Below are 25,943 nucleotides of genomic sequence, written 5' to 3' on the forward strand. Positions count from 1 at the left end.
TTCGTTCATTGCTTTGCATCTTTTATACTCTCTACTTTTCCGTTAATAAAATGGACTTCTCTTTTATTCCTTCAAATTCATTTAGTAGATACATAGCTATTTTTTCAACTGCAGGTGAATCTACTATTTCCTCATGTGATCCAGGGACTGAATACCTATTTACTCTACCTTTTAATAAAGGTCCCCAATCTGTAAACAACTCTTTTCCTTCCTCAGCACTAAAGTAGAGAACTTCTCCAGAGTATGGTATTAAATCATGCTCTGCCATTAAGTTCAGGCATTTCCTATGAGCATTGATAACTTGCTTCAAATTCATAAGATCTGCATCAGGCGGGAGTACTCCCTCCATAATTAATCGCTCCACAAGCATATCTTGTTTATGGATGAGGCCTTCTTCCTGCTCAGTAAAATCTCTAGGAATGAAATGCTCATATATATACGAGAGCATTTCTTCTCTTGTTTTATAGTCCTGCTCTGAAGGTACTTTAGTATCCATTAGTATCAACAACTCAACTTCCTCACCTTGATTCTTTAGTACAGTTGCGATTTTATAAGCAATTGCACCGCCTAAAGACCATCCTCCAAGACGATATGGACCTTCTGGCTGAACACGTTTTATTTCTTCGATGTAAAGTTGAATTACTTCCGGCAAAGTTAACTCGTCAATTTCTTTCTTTTCTATAAGAGGATTCTGTAAACCATAAAATGAACAATGGTTCTTAAGCAATCTTGCTAGTTGAATGTAACAGAATACATTCCCCATAAACGGATGAACGCAGAAGAAAGGTCTTTTCTCTGATTCTTGTAGTGGAACTAGCGCTACTACTGATTTCGTCATATCATGCTTATCACGAATAAGGCATGCGATTCCTTCCACTGTTGGATTCTTAATCAATGTAGACACCTTAATCTCTTTTCCAAACTTCTCCTTAATTTTTGAAATCAATTTAATTACAAGGAGAGAATGTCCCCCTCTATTAAAGAAATCATCATTTACATAGACATCTTCTATCTGTAACACATCCTGCCAGATTTTAATCAACTGATATTCAATTTCATCCCTTGGAATGATTGGTGTAGACAAATTATTTTCTCTTTGAATTGTTAAACTGTTCAATGCCTTTCGATCAACTTTTCCATTCGGTGTAAGAGGAATCTTGTCTACCTTTATAAAGTGTGCGGGAACCATATAATTCGGTACTTGTGTCTTGAGATATTCACGCCAGTCATGCATACTTCCATCTCCAACTACATAAGCAACCAATCTCTGCTCTCCTAATTTATCCTCTGTTACCAAAACTACTGCTTCTTTTACCAATGGATGCCTCTCTATACTCGCTTCAATCTCTTCAAGTTCAATACGAAAGCCCCTAATTTTCACTTGATTATCAATTCTTCTCAAGTAATCTAAATTACCATCAGGTAAATAACGAACCAAATCTCCCGTACGATATAAACGCTCTTCTTCATTAAATGGATGACGGATGAATCGCTCTGTTGTTAATTCTGGACGATTCAAGTATCCTCGCGCTATACCTGCACCACCAATATATAGCTCACCTGTTACACCAACTGGAACAGGTAACAAATTTTTATCTAATACATAAGTTTGAACGTTCGGCAACGGACGTCCAATTGTAACCCTCTTACTATCTGTTTCGATATGATAACACGTTGCATCAACCGTACATTCTGTAGGACCGTATACGTTATAAAAATCAATTTTTTCAGTCTCTACTAGCTGTTTCCATAATGACGGCATGATTGCTTCACCACCGACTAATATCTTACTTGGTACATGAACATCAGCACTTGTTTCTAGTAATCCTCCATCTATAAGTAATTGAAGTAATGAAGGTGTCATATCAAACATTTCCAATTTATTCTCCCTAATATAAGACACAAATCGTTCCGGATTAGTGCGAACTTCACTTGGGATAATATATAAACTTGAACCATACAGCAGCATTTGTAATTGCTGAATAGATACATCAAAGGCAATTGACGCATTCAAACCGACGCGCATATTACTAGGTATGTCATGTGAGAAAACTTCTTTTTGTAAACCATAGGATAGGTTTATTACAGAATGGTGCTGTACTAAAGCCCCCTTTGGATTCCCTGTCGAACCAGAAGTATAGATAACATACGCTAAGTTTTCCCCTGTTACCTCACATATTGGTGAAAGTTTGCTTTCTTGAGAAAGCATTGCTTGGTCCCTATCTAGGCAAACTGTCTTGATGTCTTTAGGTATCCATCCTAGTAATACCTCATTTGTAACTAACACTCTAATTCCCGTGTCTTCTAAAATATATTGCAGGCGGCTTTCCGGATTCGATGGATCTAATGGAACATAGGCTGCTCCAGCCTTCCAAATTCCCATGAGACCAACAACCATCTCAACTGAACGCTCAAAGCAAAGGCCAACTAATGACTCTGTCCCAATTCCACATTTCTGTAAATGATGGGCTAATTGATTAGCTCTTTCATTCAGCTCTCGATATGTTAGTTGCTGTTTTTCATCTACCACTGCCAACGCGTCAGGCGTACGATTTACTTGCTCTTCGAATAGTTGATGGATTGCATTCTCACGTGGATAGGATATAGTATTATTATTCCATTCTTCCAATAGCTTTCTTTGTTCAGCTTCCGTAATATATACTAGCTCCGATAGATTTTGATCAATGTTTTTGAGCATTTGCATTAACACTTGGTGTAAATGACCCAGCATTCGTTCAATGGTTACTCTATTAAACTTACTACGGTCATACATTAACTTTAACGATAACTGGATTCCTGGAACTACAGCTAACCCTAATGGGTAGTGGGTTTGTTCTACCCCTTCCAATTCACCAATTTCCAGATTTTCTGAAGACTCCTCTTTCACTGGATAATTTTCAAACACATATAAACTATTGAACAGCGGTATTCCTCTAGGAACTTCACTCCACCCCTGAATCTCTGTCAAAGAAGCATACTCATATTGTCTTCTTTCTATCTCTTCCTCTTGTATCTTCTGCAACCAATCTATTAATTTTATATCATCCATCAATTGAATTCGCGTCGGTGACGTTGTAATGAAAGGACCTACGATGTTTTCAACATCAATAATCTCCGTAGAACGCCCTGAGCTTGTTACACCAAAAACAATGTCATTTTCTCCACTATATCGGCTCATGAGATATGCCCATGCACCTTGAATTACTGTACTCAAAGTAAGTTTATTGCGTTTCGCCCATCCTTGTAACGCTTGAGTCTGCTCTTCTGATAAATACGTAACCTTCTCTGTGTAACCTTTTTCTTCCTCTTTACTTTCTAAGCCCAGCAAAGTTGGCGCAGTAAAACCTTTTAGCTTCCCTCTCCAAAATTGTTCCGCCTGCTCCTTATCTTGCTCTCTTAACCATTGGATATATTTCTTATATGGTGAGGACTTAGGTAACTTCACAGCTTCTCCATTCATTCTCTTCTGATAGACTGTAAGTAATTCATTAAATACTAATGGTAAACTCCATCCATCCAGTAAAATATGGTGATGGGTCCAAACAATCCGATATTCTTCCTCACCTTCTTGAATGACTGTTACCCGCATCAATGGTGCTTCATCAAATTGGAAGGCTTGTTTTCGATCTAATGCCAAAAAGACTTTTCTTTTTTCCTCTATCTCTTCACTTGTCATTGTACGCCAGTCTTCTTTGTTCACTTTAAATGGGATATTTTCATACACCACTTGTACAGGTTCTTCAATTTCGTCCCATACAAATGCTGTACGAAAAATTTCATGCCGCTGAATTACAGATTTCCACGCCTGCTCAAAAGTAGGAATATCCATTTCCCCTTGAATCATAAAACTCAATTGCACTATATACGGTGCAACATGTTCATCCCCTTGGTCATGCAATGTGTGGAAAATCATACCTTCTTGCAAAGGTGATAGTGGATATAAATCAGTAATCTGATTGTTCTTTCCGCGATGCATTTTGTTTAGTACATTTGTCAAACCTTCTTGGCTAAGATTAGCCATTGCAAAATCCGAAATGGTCAGTGCAGATTCTCTATCTGAAAATTGAATCAATGTACTCAGTTGATATAGCATATTCTGTGCAATACTTTGAATCGTTGATTTGGCAAATTGTCCAACATTGTATACCCAAGTGAACTGAAGTTTTCCATCCGTTACAACCCCAATTACATCAATTACATGCGATCGCTTGGAACCGGCAGCATGATCTAAACGCTTAAATTCGTTCTCCGGAATAAACATTGCATCGCTAGAAAACATTTGGTCAAATTGTCCAAGATAGTTAAAACTAATAGACGGTGTATATTGGGAGCTTAATGGCTCACACATTGTTGTGTTCATGTAACGCAACACCCCATAATCAACACCCTTATTAGGAATTTTGCGAACTTGTTCTTTAACTGCTTTTAATGCTGCAATTGGGGTATTAGCACTAGTAATATTTAAATGAACTGGGTAAATACTTGTAAACCATCCCACAGTTCTCGATAAATCAACATCTTCAATAATCTCTTCTCGACCATGTCCCTCTAAATCTACGCTCAATATCGGCTGCCCCGTACATGCTGCCGTAGCTTGTACTAATGCTGCTAATAATACTTCATTGATTTGGACACGGTGAATGCTTAAAGTCTCTTGCAATAACATACGGGTCTCATTCTCATTTAACACCACAGTAATTTCCTCAGTTACTGCGCTTACTGGATTACTTATAGTACCATCTACCGGCAATTTAACTACGTCTTGTTCAGCCTGCTCCTCCCAGTAATGTAGCACTTCTTTTGATAGTCCAGTTTCAGCGTAATGATGTAATTTCTCCGACCATTCTTTAAAAGATGTACTCTTCATAGGTAATTGAATTTTCTGACCCTGGACTACTTGCGTATATGCTGTTTGCAAATCTTCCAATAAAATTCGCCAAGAAACACCATCCACGGCTAAATGATGAATTGTCCAAAATAATCGGCCAGCGTGCTCACCTTCATCAAAATACACCATTCTCATTAGCGGACCCTCATGTAAATTCAAACTTTCTTGTGCAACATTAATCTCTTTTTGAATAACCTGATGCCAATCCGCTTCCGGCACTTCGTCTAATGAAATGACAGTAAGCATCAATTGTTCTTCTATTCCTTCATTCCACTGTTTCCAAACCCCATTAGGTAAACGTTCATATCTTAAACGCAGAGCATCATGATGAAGTAGAAGGTTACCTGCCGCCTTTTCCAGTGATCCTATGTCCAATTTCTCTTTCGTTCTGAAGAACATGGATTGATTCCAATGATGTGGGTTAGGATGATTTTGTGCAAAAAACCTTTGCTGAATAGGTGTAAGTATCGTCTCTCCAGTTATAATTCCTTGTTCAGCTTGTACACCTTGTTCTTCTTTGACTACTTGCGCCAACTCAGCAATCGTTTGGTGTTCAAATATTTGTTTTGGTGTCAATTGTAAACCAGCTTGCTTCGCGCGCGCGACAATCTGAATGCTAAGAATTGAATCTCCACCAATTTCAAAGAAGTTATCATTCATACCAATACGTTTTGAACCTAGCACACGTTCCCAAATGATAGAAAGCTTATGTTCACGTTCATTTCTTGGGGCCACGTATCCTTCTTGTGTTCCTTGATAATCTGGTATAGGTAACGATTTCCGATCAATCTTTCCATTTATGGTTAGCGGTAATTCTTTCATTTCGACAAAGTAGGAAGGTATCATATGGATTGGCAGCTTTGTTTTAAGATACTCTCGCCATTCTTCTAAATTGCCTTCGCCCACTACATAAGCTACCAGCCTCTTATCTCCCGACTGATTTTCCCTAACCATTACAACTGCCTCTTTTACCAAGTCATGCTCTTGTAAAGTCGACTCAATCTCTCCAAGTTCAATTCGAAATCCTCTAATCTTCACTTGATTATCCATTCTTCCCAAGTAGTCTATATTACCATCAGGAAGATATCTCACAAGATCACCTGTTCTATATAACCTCTCGCCTTCTTTGAATGGATGAGAAATAAATCGTTCGGATGTTAACTCTGGACGATTCAAGTACCCCCTTGCTAGACCTGCTCCTCCGATATAAAGTTCCCCCATCACACCAACTGGAACTGGCAACCTATTTCTATCTAATACATAAGTTTGGATGTTAGGCAATGGACGCCCAATTGTTACTCTCTTACTATCTTTTTTGATATGATAGCATGTTGCATCAACCGTACATTCTGTAGGACCATATACATTATAAAACTGGATTTTATCAGTCTCTACTAGCTGTTCCCATAATGACGGCATAATTGCTTCACCACCAACCAGTACCTTACTTGGAACATGAACGCAATCGCACGTTTCTAACAATCCGACATCTATAAGTAATTGAAGCAATGAAGGTGTTATATCAAAGATTTCTAACTTGTTCTCCCTAATATAAGCTACAAACTGCTCCGGATCACTTCGTACTTCGCTTGGAATAATATACAAACTTGAACCATAAAGCAGCATTTGTAATTGCTGAATAGATGCATCAAAGGCAATTGACGCATTTAAACCGACATGCATGTTAGATGGTATCTCATGTTCGAAAACCTCTTTTTGTAAACCATGCGACAAGTTTATTACAGAATGATGCTGTATCAAGACACCCTTTGGGTTCCCCGTCGATCCCGAAGTATAGATAACATACGCTAGGTTTTCTCCTGTTACTTCACATTTTGGTGAAAGAATGCTTTCTTTTGAAATCATTGCCTGATCCCTATCTAGACAAACTGCCTTGACTTCTTTGGGGATCCAACCTTCTAATGACTCATTCGTAACTAATACTTGAATTTCAGTGTCCTCCAAAATATATTGTATGCGACTTTCTGGATATGATGGGTCCAATGGAACATATGCTGCTCCAGCCTTCCAGATCCCCATAATACTAACAATCATCTCAACTGAACGCTCAAAGCAAATTCCAACTAATGATTCAGTCCCAATCCCACATTGCTGAAGATAGTGGGCCAATTGATTAGCTTTTTCATTCAGCTCTCGATATGTTAACTGCTGTTTTTCATCTACCACTGCTACCGCATCAGGTGTACGATTTACTTGCTCTTCAAACAACTGATGAATCGTACTTTCCCGTAGATATGCTACAGCATTATTATTCCACTCTTCCAACTGTTTTTGCTGTAATCCTGATAATATAGGCAACTTAGCTAATGATTTATCAGGATTCTCCACGATTACATTCAACCAGTTTCCAAAATGTTCAGCCATGGATTCAATAGTTAAGCTGTCAAATAAATCAGTTCTATAAACAAAAGTAAGTAATAAACCCTCTTCCACTTCTGCAGCTGTTAAACTTAAATCAAACTTAGCGATTGGAGCATTACTTTCCATTACTTCTATATTTCTTCCATGTAGTTCTGGTAGCTTCTGTCCCGTATTTTGCAAAGTAAACATGGTTTGGAAAATCGGAGAATGGCTTGTATTTCGTTCAGGTTGGATAACCTCTACAATTTTCTCAAACGGAACATCTTGATACTCATACGCCTTCAATGCTTTTATCCGTACTTGAGATAACAACTCTTGAAATGCCGGTGCATTACTTAAATCAGCTCGATAAACCAAGGTGTTGACAAAGAAACCAATTAGCCCCTCAATTTCTCGATAATTTCGATTTGCAATTGGGCTGCCAACAATAATATCCGTTTGTCCCGTATAACGAGCAAGGAAACTTTGATACGATGCCAATAAGGTCATGAAAAGTGTGGCCCCTTCTTGACGACTTAGTTCGTTTAATTTATCCAGTAATGAGCGTGACAACAAAACATTATGAGTTAATCCATGATGGGTTTGCACTGGCGGACGCGGACGATCCATTGGCAACATTAAGACTGGTAACTCACCAGATAATTCTTCCTTCCAATATGCAAGTTGTTGATATAGTACTTCATCTTTCAACCATTCTCTTTGCCACTGAGCAAAATCGGCATATTGAACTGGTAGTGGTTCCAGCTCTGCTTGTTTTTCACCAATCGCATTCTCATAAAATGCCATCCATTCTTGAAGTAAGATTTCCATCGACCATCCATCTGAGATAATATGATGCATATTACACAGAAGAACCCATTCTTCTTCTGAAATTCTTATGAGTTTCCCACGGAACAATGGCCCTTGTTCTAAATCAAATGGAGATTCGACTTCAGTTTGAATCCATTGCTCCAACTTTCTTTCTCGCTCCTCTAATGAAAGCTTAGTTAAATCCATTTGGAGAAGCGGACGGAAAACGTACGGTTGAATCTGCTGCACAGGATAGCCATCCTCTTCATAAAATACAGTCCGCAAAGATTCGTGACGCTCTATCAACTGATTCCATCCCAACTCCAATGCTTCAGGTAACCAATTCCCTGTAAGGCGGCATGCCATTGGCATATTATAAAGTGCACTATTAGGTGCAAATTGATCAATAAACCATAAGCGCTGTTGGGCATAAGATAGTGGAATATTATTTCCGCGTTCCATCGGCACCAATGGTGGAATTTCTCGTTTTTCGCTCCCCTTACGTAACTGATCTATTCGTTTCGATAATGCCTCGACCGTTGAATATTCGAACAGTTCACGTACCGGTAATTTGATTTGAAAGACTTCCTGTAAGCGTGAGACCACTTGTGTAGCAAGTAGAGAGTGACCACCAAGCTCAAAGAAAGAATCCTGAACACCAATTTCTTTTATTCCTAGCACTTGACCCCACACTGAAGCGATAAGTTCTTCCAGCGGAGTTCGTGGGTATACAGTATTTTCGACGGATTGTTCACTAAGTATAGGCAATGCCTTCAAATCAAGTTTTCCATTCGGTGTAAGTGGTAAAAATTCCATCTCAATAAAGTTTGTTGGAACCATGTAATTAGGTAAATGTGTTTGTAGATGTTCTCGCCATTCATGTACACTTCCTTCACCAACTACATAAGCTACTAATCTCTTGTTACCTTGATTATCCTCTCGTACCAATACAACTGCTTCCTTCACAGAAGAATGTGCCTGCAAAACAGCTTCTATTTCTCCCAATTCAATCCGGAAACCACGAATTTTCACTTGGTCATCTATACGTCCATGGAACTGGAGATTACCATCAGAAAGATAACTTGCTTTGTCTCCTGTATAATAGAGACGTTCTCCTGACTTGAAAGGATGTGGAATAAATTTTTCCTTTGTAAGATCCGGACGATTAGCATATCCACGTGCAAGACTCTTCCCTCCAATATAGAGATCTCCAATTACACCAATTGGTACTAGCTGAAGATGAGAATCTAACACATAAACTTCTGTATTCGCAATCGGTCGACCAATCGATGGCGTACCTGTTGTCACTCCTACAGGTACATAACAATCTGTGGTAACAACGGTATTTTCCGATGGACCATACTGATTAATTACCGCAAAAGGAATATCGTTAGATGGGTACTGCGTTAATTGATCCCCACCAGTAATGATAAAACGAAGATCCGTTTTATCTGGCCAAGATAATTTCAAGAGCCTTTCCAGAATAGGCGTAGGTGCAAAGCTAGCTGTTATTCGTGAATCGATGAGCCAGTCCCTTAGTGCTTCTGGATTAATTCTCAGTTCCTCTGTTGACAAGTAGAGTGCTGCACCAGCAGTTAGATACGGCCAAATCTCCTGGACAGCCGAATCAAAAGCAACCCCTGCAATCTGAGTCGCACGATCCTCTGCTGAAATATGATAAACTTCCTGATGCCAAGAAACCATATTCATTAATGAGCGATATTCAACCATGACACCCTTCGGTTTTCCTGTAGAACCAGAGGTATAGACAATATAGGCTAAGTTCTCTGGATTTATTTGACGTGTAGGTGCGATTACGCTTTCCATCGTTAATTCTTCTAACCTCACCATTTCGACGTGTGCGAAATGTCCTTCTTGTCCTTCCGCCGTCACTACAAATTGAATTCCTGCATCTTCAATCATGTATTCTAACCTTGATTTTGGATACAACGGATCTAAAACGACATAAGCTCCACCAGCTTTTAAAATGCCTAGTAAACTTGCCATCAGCTCAGCTGACCTCGAAAGATAAACTCCTACCACTGACTCTGGGGCTACTCCCTTTCGCTGTAAAACATTTGCCAACTGATTTGCTTGTGCATCCAGTTCACCATAAGTCCACTGTTTTGTTTGATCAACTACCGCAATCGCATCCGGACGCCTTGCTACTTGCTCCTCAAATCTGTCGCAAATAAGACCCTGATGAGACATTTCCATTACAGTGTCATTCCATGTTTCTAATAACAAAGTACGCTCGGGTTCTGATAGCATGCTCAGGTCATGCAACGGATTTTGTGGGCGATGAGAAACTTCATGTAGCCATTTCTCAAAGTGTCCTGCCATCCGTTCAATAGTAGTAGCATTGAATAAATCCTTATTGTACTCAAAAGTAAAAAGTAATCCCTCTTCCGTCTCAACTGCCATTACACTTAAATCAAACTTTGCAATTGGACTATAGCTTTCTATCATTTCAATACTTCTACTAGACAACACCGGTAATTCTTGTTTCATATTTTGCAAGATGAACATAGTCTGGAAGATTGGCGAATGACTTGTACTTCGTTCCGGTTGCACAACTTCTACAATTTTTTCAAATGGAATATCTTGATATTCATACGCCTTCAATGCCTTTTGACGAACCTGATACAGTACATCTTGAAATGTCGGCCTACCACTCAAATTAGCTCGATAAACCAGCGTGTTAACGAAGAAACCAATTAGTCCTTCAATTTCTCTATAATTCCGATTCGCAATTGGGATTCCGACCAGAATATCTTCTTGTCCCGTATAACGAGATAGAAAACTTTGATATGCAGCTAAAAGCGTCATGAAGAGTGTAGCCCCTTCTTTTCGACTAAGTTCATTCAATTTATCATGTAGCGTGCTTGGCAGAACCATAGTGTATGTCGACCCGTGATGAGTTTGTATTGCGGGACGCGGGCGATCCACAGGAAGTTGGAGTACAGGAAGCTCCCCAGACAATTCTTCCCTCCAATATTGGAGTTGTTGATCAAGCACCTCCTCCTTTAGCCATCCTTTTTGCCACTGAGCAAAGTCGGCATATTGAACCGGTAATGGTTCAAGTTCCGCTACCTTTCCATCCGTTGCTTTCTCATAAAATGCCATCCATTCTTCAAGTAGGATTCCCATTGACCATCCATCTGAAATGATATGATGTAGAGTACAAAGGAGTATCCATTCTTCCTCTCCCACATGCAAAATACTTGTCCTGATTAATGGACCCTCTGTTAAATCAAATGGCACTTCTGTTTCTTGTTGAATTAAACGTTTAACTTCTTCTTCTTGATCTTCAGAAGAAAGCATAGTTAAATCCGTTTTCGGAATTGATTGAAAAGCATACGGTTCAATTTGCTGTACGGGTTGACCGTTCACTTCGTGAAAGACCGTCCGCAGTGATTCATGACGTTCTATTAGTTGATTCCATCCCGTTTCCAATGCTTCAAGTAGCCAATTCCCTGTAAGGCGACATACCATTGGCATATTGTAAAGGGCACTATTAGGTGTAAATTGATCAATGAACCATAAGCGTTGTTGGGCATAAGATAGTGGGATAGCTTCTCCTCGTTTCATTGGTATTAGCGGCGGAATCTCTCGTTTTTTATCTCCTTTACGTAACTGATCTAATCGCTTTGCCAGTGACTCCACCGTTGTATATTCAAATAGTTCACGTACTGGTAATTCGATTTGAAAAATTCCCTGTAAACGTGACACTACTTGAGTAGCTAGTAGTGAATGACCACCGATTTCAAAAAAGGAATCCTGAACACTAATATTTTTTATTCCTAACACTTGACTCCAAACGGAAACGATAAGCTCCTCCACTGGTGTTCGTGATGAAGTAATATCTTCACTTATGAACTGTTCTTCTAATTCCAGTAAGGCTTTCCGATTCACCTTACCATTTGGAGTGAGTGGCATACCTTCAATTTTGAAAAAGTATGCCGGAACCATATAATGTGGCAGTTGCTTCTTGAGATATTCACGCCACTCTCCAGTATCCCCTTCACCCACTACATAAGCTACTAATTGCTTATCTCCTGGTCGATCTTCCTTCACCAACACGACTGCCTCTTTTACAGATGAGTAATCATGTAAAGCTGCTTCAATTTCTCCCAATTCAATTCGGAATCCTCTAATTTTAACTTGGTTATCTATTCTTCCAATATATTCTAAGTTACGATCATTCATATATCTCACCAAGTCACCCGTTCGATATAATCGTTCCCCGTCCTTAAAAGGATGCGAAATAAAACGTTCAGTAGTTAAATCCGGTCGATTGAAGTAGCCACGTGCCAATCCTACTCCTCCAAGGTAAAGTTCCCCTGCCACACCAATCGGGACGACTTGTTGATATTGATCTAGCACATACAACTCTGTATTATCAATCGGACGACCAATCGGAATAAGCATTGCTTCTTTTTCTAAATCACAATCATAATAAGTCACATCCACAGTTGCTTCAGTAGGACCATACAAGTTAATTAACTTTGTTTGCTGAACATTGTAAAAGATCCCCTTAAACCGGCGAACCTGCTCAGTGTTTAACGCTTCTCCACTAGTAAAAACTTGAATTAAAGACGAGACATCCCTTTTCGAATTATATAGTTCCATATAATCTAAGAAAGTAGATAACATCGACGGAACAAAGTGCATGGTGGATACACGATATCGTTCAATATACTCCTCAATCACCGCAGGATCTTTCTCTCCTCCTGGTGGAAGTAAACAAACACGTGCTCCTACAAATGACCACCAAAATAATTCCCAGACAGAAACATCGAACGAAAACGGTGTCTTTTGTAGGATTGTATCCTCCTCGGACAATGGATATTTTTTCTGCATCCACTGTAGGCGATTGATAACGGAATGATGTTCAATCATTACCCCCTTTGGATTTCCCGTCGAACCCGAAGTGTATATGATATAGGCTAAGTTATTTGCTGTTACTCCACTTACCGGAGCTAAATTACTCTCTTTAGAAATCATCACTTGATCCCGGTCTAAACAAATTGCTTGAATATCTTTAGGTAACCAGTCCTGTAGTGTTTCTTTTGTTAACAGCACTTGAATTTGTGAATTCTCCAAAATATATCTCAGGCGGTTTTCGGGATAACTTGGGTCCAGTGGGACATAAGCCCCACCTGCCTTCAAAATCCCAAAGAGACCGATAATCATATCAGGAGAACGTTCAATACATATACCGACCAATGATTCAGGTCCGATACCTCGTTTTTGTAGAAAATGTGCCAATTGATTCGATTTTTCATTAAGTTCTTGATACGTTAGCTTTCCACCCTCATAAACTACCGCCACTGCATCAGGTGTCCGTGCAACTTGCTGCTCAAATAGCTCATGAATCATACAATCATGACCATAAACTACGTCCGTATCATTCCATTCTTCTAGGAGTTGTTTTTGCTCATTATCCGATAACATTGACAGCTTTGTAAATGATTCATCTGGATGATACGTGATTTCATTTAGCCAGTTCTCAAAATGTCCTGCCATACGTGCAATGGTACTACTATCAAATAAATCCGTGTTGTATTCAAATGAGACGAATAGACCTTCTTCCACTTCATAGGCAGTTAAGCTCAAATCAAATTTAGCAATAGACATATTACTTTCTACCATTTCAATACTTCTATCAGGCAAATCTAGTCGTTCTTGTTTTATATTCTGTAGCGTAAACATGGTCTGAAATATAGGGGAATGACTCATGCTTCGTTCAGGTTGCACAGCTTCTACCACTTTTTCAAATGGTATATCTTGATATTCGTAAGCTTTTAACGCCTTTTTCTTTGTTTGGTTCAAAATCTCTCGAAAAGTAGGGGTGCCACTCAAATCTGATCGGTAAACCAACGTATTAACAAAGAAACCAATTAATCCTTCTACTCCCTTATGGTTTCGATTTGCAATCGGACTACCAACTAGAATATCTTTTTGTCCCGTATAACGAGCAACAAAGCTCTGGTATGCGGCCATTAAAGTCATAAATAAAGTAGATCCTTCTTGTCGACTTATATCCTTCAATTGACTGAGCAATTTATAAGGAAAAATTACATGATGCGTAGCCCCAGAGTAAGTCTGTTTAACCGGTCGAGGTCGATCCACTGGCAGTTGTAAGATAGGAAGTTCACCAGACAATTCTTCCTGCCAATACGTAAGCTGACGATTTAGCACATCACCTTGCAACCACTCCTTTTGCCACTTCGCAAAGTCTGCATATTGAATGGATAGTGAACTTAATTTAGCATGATTTCCGCCCGTTTCTTCTTCATAGAAAGCAAGTAATTCATTCATGAATATACCAATGGACCAAGCATCAGAAATAATATGATGCATCGTACACAGTAATAACCATTCATCCTTCTCTAATTGAACAAGCTGATTACGAATTAAAGGACCATTCATTAAATCAAATGGTTCTTGCGCTTCTCTCGCAATTAAACTATCTACCTCTTTTTCTTTTACTTCTAGAGGAAGTTGAGAGTAATATCTTACAGGTAATGCTCTAGGAAGGAATTCGACAATTTGTTGCACAGGTTGTTCTCCTATTTCTTTAAAAACAGTTCGTAATGATTCATGGCGTTCAATGAGTCGATTGAATCCCTTTTCTAATGCTTCAGGTATCCAATTTCCTTTTAGATGCCATACTGTTGGAATATTATATAAAGAACTGTTTGGATTAAATCTGTCCATAAACCACAAGCGTTGTTGTGCATAAGACAACGGGAGTGCTTCTTTATTCTCCTTTTTTTGCATTTGCTTCTGAAGCCATGCTCTCTTCTCAGGAGAAAGTGAACTCAGCTTTGCAAGTAAATCACTTCTCATTTTTTTACCCCTTCCTCAATCAAATTACTCTCGAATATCCCTTGTGCTTCTTCCTCTGATAGCTCCTCTAATTGCTTAAGTAGTTCCAATAATTCTTCATCATTACTGACTTCTGCTTCTTTTTGAACATAGTCTTGAAGACTTACATTCTCCTTACTATCATTCTGCATTTCTTGATTTTTGTTATCGAGCAATTGATCAATCTGTTCTGCCAATTGCTGCACCGTATGAAACATAAATAAATCATGCAATGGTATCTCGATTCCAAAAGCCTCTTTAAGATTGGAAACAGCTTGCGTAGCGAGTAGTGAATGGCCACCAATTTCAAAAAATGAATCTTGAATTCCGATGTTTTCCATACCTAAAACTTCATGCCATATCGAAACGATTGTTTTTTCCGTAGACGTACGAGGAGCAATATAACCACTTGCTATCTCCTGTCTCTCTGGTGCTGGTAAGGCCTTCCTATCAATTTTCCCATTAGGAGTGAGTGGAAATGCATTTAATCCAACAAAATAGGCTGGAATCATATAATTTGGTAGTTGATCCTTGAGATAATCACGCCACTTTTGAGCATCCCCGTCTCCTACAACATAGGCGATCAAACGCGGATCGCCAGGATAATCTTCCTGCACCATCACAATAACTTCGTTAACCAGTGTATGCCTTTGTAATGTCGCTTCAATTTCTCCTAGTTCAATCCGGAACCCACGAATTTTCACTTGATGATCGATTCGTCCAACATACTCCAAATTTCCATCTGGTAAATACCTTACTAGATCTCCAGTCCGGTATACTCGCTCTCCTTCTTTAAACGGATGCGGTATAAAACGATCTTGCGTTAAGTCAGGGCGGTTTAAATATCCACGCGCTAACCCTGATCCACCAATGTATAGCTCACCAACTACACCAATTGGAACCATTTTTTGTTCGGCACTCAGTACATATACTTCTGTATTGAATATTGGTTTACCAATTGGTGGTACCCTATGCATGTCACACTTTTCTAATTCCATATACGTGGAATACGTAGTATCTTCGGACGGTCCATATAGGTTGTACACCTTTTCGATCGTACTTCTCTCGTATAAATCTTGAACAAGCGAATATGGCAATGGTTCTCCAGCCAAATTCATCACCTTTACCGAAGAAGGGATTGTTTTTGCTCGAACCAGTTCCTTCGCTGCCGATGGTACAGTATTAACCAAAGTTACACCTTTGGTAGACAACTTCTCTAGATGTAGAGCATTTTCAGTGACAATCACCTTACCACCCATCGTTAAGGGAACAAATACTTCAAAAACGGATAAATCAAAAGATAGCGAAGTTGAAGCTAACACTCCCGCTAATTCCTTTCGGGAATACGTATGATGCGCCCAATGAATCATTGTTACTGTATTCCTGTGCTCAATCATTACTCCCTTTGGATTTCCAGTGGAACCTGAAGTATAGATAATATAGGCTAAGTTATCGCCCGTCACTTCACTCGTACATACCGTAGTTACTTCTTGTTCTATTTCTGCTCGATTACTATCAATACAAATCACGTTGACGAGTTTAGGTATAACCATTTTTTGTTGTAACTTTTCCTGTGTCACCAGTACCTTTATTTGAGCATCTTCTAAAATGTACTGTAGTCGACTTTCCGGATACGCTGGATCAATTGGGACATATGCTCCTCCCGCCTTCATAATTCCTAAGAGACCGACAATCATCTCAGATGAACGTGTGACGCAAATCCCAACTAATGATTCGCATGTTACACCATTTTTTTGTAAATAATGTGCCAACTGATTCGAGCGTTCGTCCAACTCTCGATATGTTAGTTCTTCATCTTCGCACACTACTGCAATTGCTTCTGGTGTTTTTTTCACCTGTTCTTCAAACATTGTATGAATCGTACTTTCTTCCATATCTATAACACGCGATTTATTCCATTCCTCTAGTAGTTGCTTATATTCTACTTTCGATAACATATTCAGTTCTGATAATACACCTTTTGGATGAGAGACAATTTGATTTAACCAATGCTCAAAATGACTTGCCATACGTTCAATGGTTGTATCATCAAACAAATCAGTATTGTATTCAAAGGTTAGTGATAATCCTTCTTCCGTCTCAGTAACAAATAAACTCAAATCAAATTTCGCTACAGAAGCATGGCTTTCCATGAGTTCCATTTGTCTTTCAGATAGCTGAGGAAATTCTTGCTTCGCATTCTGTAAAGTAAACATAGTTTGGAATATTGGTGAATGACTTGTATTCCGTTCCGGCTTTACGGATTCTACCACTTTCTCAAATGGGATGTCCTGATACTCGTATGCTTTTAGTGCTTTTTTTCTTACCTGCGACAAAAGTTCTTGGAACGACGGATTTTCACTGAAATCAGCTCGATAAACCAACGTATTTGCAAAGAAACCTATTAATCCCTCAATCTCTTTCACATTTCGATTAGCGATTGGGCTTCCAACCAAGATGTCATCCTGTCCTGTATAACGAGAAAGGAAGCTTTGATACGCTGCCATCAATGTCATAAATAAAGTGCATCCTTCTTGCAGACTTAAATCTTTGAGCTTTTCCTGTAGGGAATTCGCCACTATTAAGGACTGACTTGCACCACGATGGGTTTGAACTGCAGGTCGAGGACGATCCATCGGTAATTGTAAAACCGGTAGTTCCCCAGATAATTCTTCCTTCCAATATTGAAGGTGCTGATTCAAATTTTCTTCTTTTTGCCATTCCTTCTGCCACATGACAAAATCTGCATATTGGATAGATAATTCCTTCAATTCCGCCGGTTTGCCGCTTAATGCTCCTTCATAAAAAGCCATCCATTCTTCAAGTAAGATTCCCATTGACCATCCATCTGAAATAATATGATGCATCGTACAAATGAGAATCCATTCTTCCCTGTCCACTTTCAATATTCGTGTTCGAATCAGAGGATCTTGTCCAAAATGAAATGGTTCCTCAGCTTCGTTTTGAATGAGCCGTTTCATTTCTCTTTCCCTATCTTCCAAAGAGAGATCTGTTAGATTCGTTTGAGGAATATGTCTGAATACATGAGATTGAACTTGTTGAAAAGGTTCACCCTCTTGTTCTAGAATTATCGTCCTTAATGATTCATGACGCTCCAACAATTGATTCCATCCGGCCTCCAATGCTTCAATTGACCATTCACCTGTTAAGCGACACGCTGCATGAATATTGTACATAGCACTATTTGGCATTAATTGATCAATAAACCATAGACGTTTCTGCGCATAGGAAAGTGGGATAATTTCTTCTCGTTTCATAGGTACAAGGGGAGCAACCTCTCGTTTTTTATCTTCTTTTCGTAACTGATCCACCCGTTTCGCCAATGCTTCCACTGTATCGTGCTTGAAAAGTTCACGTAATGGAATTTTAATTTGGAACAGTTCTTGCAATCGAGAGACAATTTGAGTAGCAAGTAGTGAGTGCCCACCACGTTCAAAGAAGGAATCTTGAATACCAATATTTTCTGTTCCTAACACTTGGCTCCAAACCGAGGCAATAAGCTCTTCCGATGGCGTCCGAGGTAGCACATTTAAATCTTCAATAGCTTGCTCATCAGGTGCTGGCAAGGCCTTTCGGTCAATTTTCCCATTCGGAGTAAGCGGGAAGTGTTCTAACTCTATAAAGTGCGCTGGAATCATATGATTCGGTAATTGGTTTTGTAAATACTCTCTCCACTCCTCGGTATTTCCATCGCTTATTACATATGCAACCAATCGTTGATCACCTGGACGATCTTCTCTAACTAATACGACAGCCTCTTTAATAAACGAACATTTTTCTAAAGTGGCTTCAATTTCTCCTAATTCAATCCTAAAACCACGCATTTTGACTTGATGATCCATTCTACCTATAAATTCTATATTTCCATCAGTTAGATATCTTACTGAATCTCCTGTTCGATATAGTCGTTCCCCCAATCGAAATGGGTGCGAAATGAATTTTTCAGTAGTAAGATTCTGACGATTTAAGTATCCACGCGCTAAACCAGCACCACCAATATATAACTCACCCTCAGTTCCTATTGATTGCAAGCGTTGATTTTGGTCTAATACATATAATTGCGTGTTCTGTATTGGCTGCCCAATAGAAACAAATTCTTGATTAGGCTGAATATCAAATGCATTCACATAAATAGTGGCTTCAGTTGGTCCATAAAAGTTGGTTAATTTCACTTGTCCACTATAATTCCATTTCTGTTGAAATCGTCTAACTAACCCTGAACTTAGTTCTTCTCCACCAGAAAATACATGGCGTACGGACGAACAATTCATGTTCATTTCAATATGATTGAAGTGATCTAAGAAAACAGATAACATCGAAGGTACAAATTGAACTATAGTAACCTGATGTTGTTTAATCACTTCAGCTATAATAGAAGGATCTTTTTCTCCACCTGGAGGTAGGAAAGATACACTTGCACCAACGTGAATGCCCCAAAACAATTCCCAAACAGAGACATCAAATGAGAATGGCGTTTTCTGCAAGACCACATCCTTTTCAGAGAGCGGATATTTATGTTGCATCCATTCTAGATAATTAATTACTGAATGATGCTCAATCATTACTCCCTTTGGATTCCCTGTAGATCCTGAAGTATACATAACATACGCTAAATTTTCTCCTGTTACACCACTTATACATGGGGTTGTTTCTTCTTTTTCAATTGCAGTATAATCTTTATTCATACAAATCGTTTCAATATTTTCAGATACAAACAAATTTTTAGAATTCTCTTCCGTCACTAGTACTTCGATTCCAGCATCCTCTAATATATATCGAAGTCGACTCTCTGGATAAGTAGGGTCAAGTGGAACATACGCTGCTCCTGATTTTAGAATACCTAATAACGCTATCATCATTTGTAATGAACGTTCCATATATACCCCAACTAGAGACTCTGGGCCTACACCATGCTTTTGTAAATAATGAGCTAGCTGATTTGCACGCTTCTCCAACTCTTTATAGGTAATTTGTTCATTTTCGTAACTAGCCGCGATTGCTTCCGGTGTTTTTTTAACTTGCTCCTCAAACATCGTATGAATCATGCCTTCAGCCGAATAATTAACTTGAGTATGATTCCATTCCTCTAGTAACTGTATCTGTTCTTCTTCTGTTAAATGAGTAATTTCAAATAGTTTTGAATCTAGGCTCTTCGTCATCTGAATTAATATTTGCAATAAGTGATTCTGAATCCGATTTATTGCTTCTTCATTAAAATAGCTTCGATCATACATCAACTTTAAAGTAATTTTCTTACCGGGCATTACAATGAGTGTTAAAGGATAATTTGTTTGTTCCGTGCTTGTAACATCTAGTAATCTTAAATCATCATTTCTCTCACCTTGAATTGGATAATTTTCAAACACATACAAGGTATGAAATAAGGAGCTATTTCGCGGAACCTCACTCCAGCCTTGAATATCTATCAACGAATTATACTCATACTGTCTTCGTTCCATTTCTTTCATTTGTATTTTACGAAGCCAATCTACTACTGATGTATTATCCGCTAATCGAATTCTGGTAGGCAATGTGTTAATAAATAGCCCCACCATATTCTCTGCTCCTATTAAATCAGTAGGACGTCCAGCGCTAGTTACGCCAAATACGACGTCACTGTCACCGCTATACCTACTCATCAAATAAGCCCATGCACCTTGTACTAACGTATTCAACGTTAATCGACTATTTCGTACCCACTCTTGTAAATTCTCAGTAAGTTCCTCAGATACTTGATAAGCAAACTCCCCATAACCCTTCTCTTGTCCTTGATCCTTTCTTTCCATTGCTAATGGAGTAGGTGCATAGAACCCTTTTAATTCTTCTTTCCAAAATTCCTCTGCTTGACTTTGATCTTGTTTATTTATCCATTGGATATATTTTTTATAAGGAAGAGATTTAGGAAGATTCAACAATTCTCCCTTTATCATCTTGAGATAAACTTCCATCACTTCACTAAAGACCAATGACACACTCCATCCATCTAGTAAAATATGATGATGTGTCCAAATAATTCTCGTTTCCCCTTCTGCTTCTTTAATCGCAGTGACTCTCATCAATGGTGCTTCATCCAATAAAAATCCTTTGCTACGATCTGCAGTCAAAAACTGGTGTAATTTCTTCTCCTTCTCCTCATGCGAATGGGTACTCCAATCCTCTTGATGAATAGTAAAAGGAAGACGTTCGTAAACTGCTTGTAGAGGTTTTTCTACTTCCTCCCAAACAAATACTGAGCGCAGAACCTCATGTCGTTGAATAACATATTCCCAAGCTTTTTCAAAAGTAGCAACATCCAATTGCCCCCCGAGCAAGAAACCTACTTGTACAATATAGGAAAAAGAATATTCATCATCTTGATCGTATAAAGTATGAAACAGTATTCCTTTTTGCAAAGGTGATAAACCATATATATCAATAACGTCTCCCATTTTTACACCCTCTTCTTTGTTAATTTAAGTAATACTTTGCTCAAGCTTTCTTCCGTAAGATCCTCTGCATCAGCAAAATCTGATACCGTAAAAGCAGACTCTGTTGTTGGTTTATTTATAAGTTGACGAAGATGCCTCAACATACCATCTGCTATCACTTGAATTTTTAATTTAGAAAACTGTTCCCTACTATACAGCCAAATAAAATGTAACTTTTCATCCTTCAACATTCCGATAACATCAATTAGATGAGATGGTTTGGAATCTGGAGCATGATCTAAAAATGTAAATCCTGTCTCTTGCATAAACAAAGAGTCCCTTGAAAACACCTGATCAAATTGGCCCAAATAGTTAAAGCTTATTGAAGGCTTTTGCTGATAAAACGGAAGTAATCCTTTATTCAAGTAACGTAAAATACCATAGTCTACTCCGCGATTTGGGATTCGACGCAATTGTTCTTTGACTGCCTTTAACCCTTCAATAGGTGTCTGAGTTCCTTGAAAATTGAGATGAACGGGATAAATACTCGTGAACCAGCCCACTGTCCTTGATAAATCAATACCTTCAATCATCTCTTCTCTTCCGTGTCCTTCTAGATGAATAGAAACGGTTTGCTGATTTGTACAATCGACGATAGCTTGTCCTAATGCCGTTAATAGTACCTCATCAATCCTTGTCTTATGAGTGACTAGAACTTCGTATAACAATGCTTGTGTTTCTTCTATTCCTAAAGTCCTCGTCACTTGATCAATCGATTCTTCTGTCGTTTCTTGTATTGGATAGTCCATTGGAATTTTCATCGTTTCTTTTTCTACTTGTTCATTCCAATAATCCTTTACTTCTTTTGAAATACCCGAATCACTGTATGTCTGAAGTCGTTCAGACCATTCTTTAAAAGATGTACTTTTCGCAGGTAAGCGAATTTCTTGACCTTGTTTCATCTGGTTATATACCACCTGTAAATCTTCCAATAGAATCCTCCATGACACTCCATCTACTACTAAATGATGTATCACCCAGAATATTCGATCATTTTCAGTCAAGTTATCTTCAAAGTACACTACTTTCATTAACGGACCAGTAATTAAATTGAAACTAGCTTGATGAATATTCATCTCTTCTTGTATTATTTTATTCCACTCTTTTTCATTAACTTGATTCCGTTTTACAACATGGAGTACTGACAGCTCATCAGTCCCTTCATTTCTCTGCCTCCACGTTCCGTTTGGTAACTGTTCGTACCGGAAACGTAAAGCATCATGATGTTTCAGTAAATTTAATATCGCTCCCTCTAGTAATTTCACATCCAATCTTTCTTTTACTCTTAAAAGCATTGATTGATTCCAATGCTCTGTATGTGGATGTTCTTGCTCGAAGAACCAGCACTGAATTGGAGTAAGAGGCACATCACCTATCACAATTCCCTGCTCCGCTTGTACTCCCTGCGTTTCTATAGCCACTTGTGCCAGCTCAGCGATAGTTGGGCATTCAAACATTTGCTTTGGAGTAAGTTTTAACCCCACTTGACTTGCTTGAGATATAATTTGAATACTGAGAATTGAGTCGCCACCAATTTCAAAGAAATTATCATAGATTCCCACCTTTTTAACACCTAATACTCTCTTCCAAATGGTAGTTAGTATCTGTTCGTTACTATTCCGAGGGCCAACACATTCACTATTAATCTGCTTTTCCTCCGGCATAGGTAAGGCCTCACGATCAACTTTACCGTTAGCTGTAAGTGGAATAGCTTCCATCGCCACAAATCCCGAAGGAACCATATAACTTGGTAGTTTCGCTTTAAGATACTCTCTCCACGCATCTACATTTCCATCTCCTACAACATATGCTACTAATCGTTTATCGCCCGGCTGATCTTCTCTTACAATTACAACTGCCTCTTTTACATATGCATATGTATTTAAAGTAGACTCAATTTCCCCAATCTCAATTCGGAAACCACGTATTTTAACCTGATGATCAATTCTTCCACGATAATCTAGATTCCCATCTGGCAAATACCTCGCTAAGTCTCCTGTCCGGTATAATCTTGCTTTCAGATCACTACTAAATGGATGAGATATAAAACGCTCTGCTGTTAATTCAGGCCTATTTAAATACCCACGTGCAAGCCCTGCCCCACCAATATAAAGTTCACCATCAACACCTATAGGAACAGGTTGTTGATAAGCGTCTAGTATATACACTTCTAAATCGGGAATCCGCTTTCCAATATTACTTCTTGAAGCCTGCTGCACATCATCTAAAGTAATTGGATAATATGTAACATGAACTGTAGTTTCTGTAATTCCATACATATTAATTAACTGTGGGTTTTTCTCCCCATACCTTTGAAACCACGGTAACAAGCTAGTAGGTTCTAACGCTTCTCCGCCAAATATGACATAACGCAGCTGCAAATTTTTATTCTTATCTTCTTGTTCACACACTTGTATTAATTGTCGAAATGCGGAAGGTGTCTGATTTAGAACTGTGACTTCTTCCTCCACCAATAATTGATAAAAATCCTTAGGTGATCGACTAATCCAGTACGGAACAACAACTAATTTTCCACCATATAATAACGCTCCCCAAATTTCCCATACTGAGAAATCAAATGCATACGAATGAAAAAGCGTCCAAGTATCTTTTTCATTAAACTGATACCAACAATCCGTCGATTTAAATAACCGAATGACATTGTGATGTTCTATCATAACGCCCTTTGGATTTCCCGTTGATCCCGAAGTATAGATTACATATGCCAGATTTTTGGGACCGACACTAGAAACCGGCAAAGTCTTACTTTCTTTCCCAATCTCATCTTGATCACGATCCAGGCAAATCGACTCAACATTTTCTGGTAACCAGTTCAATTCTTTTAAACTTTCTTGCGTTACGAATAACTGAATGCTAGCATCTTCTAAAATATATTGAAGTCGTTGCTCTGGATATGTTGGATCAAGTGGGACATAAGCCCCACCAGCCTTCAAAATCCCTAAAATACCTACAATCATCTCGTGGGAACGTTCAACGCACAGTCCAACTAAAGTATCAGGTCCTACTCCTTTTTTCTGCAGATAATGAGCTAACTGGTTTGCACGTCCATTAAGCTCCTTATAAGTAATTTTTTCTTTTTCATACGTAACTGCAATAGCATTTGGATAAATCATCGCTTGCCGTTCGAACATTTCATGAATAGTTACTTGAGGTGGGACATCCAGTTTAGGATTGTTGAACTCAACTAAACTTTTTCTTTTATCTTCCTCAGAAATGATTTCTATTTCAGCCACCTTCTGCTTTGGGTTTTCAAAAATATTTTCCAGTATCACTAGCATAACGTTAAAGAATCGTTCTATCTCTTCCTTAGAAAATAGCTCCTCACGATAATCAATATGTACATGTAAAGAGTCTATATCAATTAGATTTTCAATATGAACTGCAAAATCTTGTACTTCTTCACGGTTTGGAATCCATAGTGAGTCACCACTTTCATCACGATCCCTATAATCAATCGTAGTTCCGAAAAGTCTCACATTACTGTTATTCTCTTTATTAATCTGCTTTAATAACAAATCAAATGGATATTTCTGGTGTCTTAATGATTTACTTTGTTTTCTGGACACTCTACTAATAAATGAAAGTACTTCTTCTTCTGAATCAATATCCATTCTTAAAGGAACTGTACTCACCATCATTCCAATCAATTTTCGTTCCATTTTAGTCATACGGTTGCCGTAAGCCATTCCTAAACCAATATCAAGCGATGAGGTCCACCGATACATGGACAACGAGAAAGCAGCGACAAAAAGAGTATACAAACTAATTTTGTAATCTTCAGAAAAATTTTCCGTCTTTCTCTTCAAATGCTCCGTTAATATAAACGTCTCACGTGATGCTTTTGTACTAACTTGGTACGTATTATAAGGCTTCAATCCAGTCACAGATGGCAGTGTTTTAAATTCCTCTAACCAAAATTTTTGATCTTTTTGAAAGCGACTACTATTCAAGTATGTTTGTTCATTGGTCAGAAATTGAACATATGAATTTTTAATTTCGCCTTCCTCATTCTCGTTATGCATGTCATAATAATATTTTGCAATCTGCTCAGTAAATATTTGAATTGATAAACCATCCATAATAATATGATGAACATTTCCAAAGACTGCACATTCATTATCGTTTAATTTTATTAAAGCAAAATAGTATAAATTCGAATTAAATAATGTAAACGTTTCTTTTGTTTTCTGCTCAATCCATTCCTCAAGCAAATTTGTATTCTCCACATTACTGAAATCAAAAAACTCAAATTCTTGTTCTTCATGTTTAATAAAATATTGTTTCGGTTCCTGATGCCCATTTTCTTTTAACCTAATGCACAGACCGTCATTTTCACTGATAACGCGATTCACAACTTGGTTTAATTTTGAATAATTCATTTTCCGATGAAGTTTAAATAAAAATCTTAAATTACATATTCCTTTATCAGAATGAATAACTTCTGTATACCATATTCTTCGCTGCGGATGGCTTAATGGATAACATTCCTCATTGGTCATAAA

3 protein-coding genes are annotated in these 25,943 nt (G+C 38.4%); all 3 read right to left on the bottom strand.

Features of this window, described 5'->3' with window-relative positions; genetic code table 11:
• Positions 1-31 precede the first annotated feature (31 nt).
• The 3 genes from ACZDYH_RS11655 to ACZDYH_RS11665 are packed head-to-tail and all read right to left on the bottom strand — an operon-like array spanning position 32 to position 25,940.
• Entirely contained in the window at positions 32-14,914 is a 14,883-nt protein-coding gene (locus ACZDYH_RS11655; RefSeq protein ID WP_474886304.1) for a non-ribosomal peptide synthetase, read from the bottom strand.
• The gene (locus ACZDYH_RS11660) at positions 14,911-21,381 is read right to left on the bottom strand and encodes a non-ribosomal peptide synthetase (protein ID WP_088362884.1); all 6,471 of its coding nucleotides are present in this window, start codon (positions 21,379-21,381) and stop codon (positions 14,911-14,913) included. Before ACZDYH_RS11660 ends, ACZDYH_RS11655 begins: the two co-directional genes overlap by 4 nt.
• Before the next feature lie 2 nt (positions 21,382-21,383).
• Entirely contained in the window at positions 21,384-25,940 is a 4,557-nt protein-coding gene (locus tag ACZDYH_RS11665; RefSeq protein ID WP_071740209.1) for a non-ribosomal peptide synthetase, read from the bottom strand.
• Positions 25,941-25,943 lie beyond the last annotated feature (3 nt).

The organism is Bacillus sp. EB V-12, assembly GCF_056158125.1.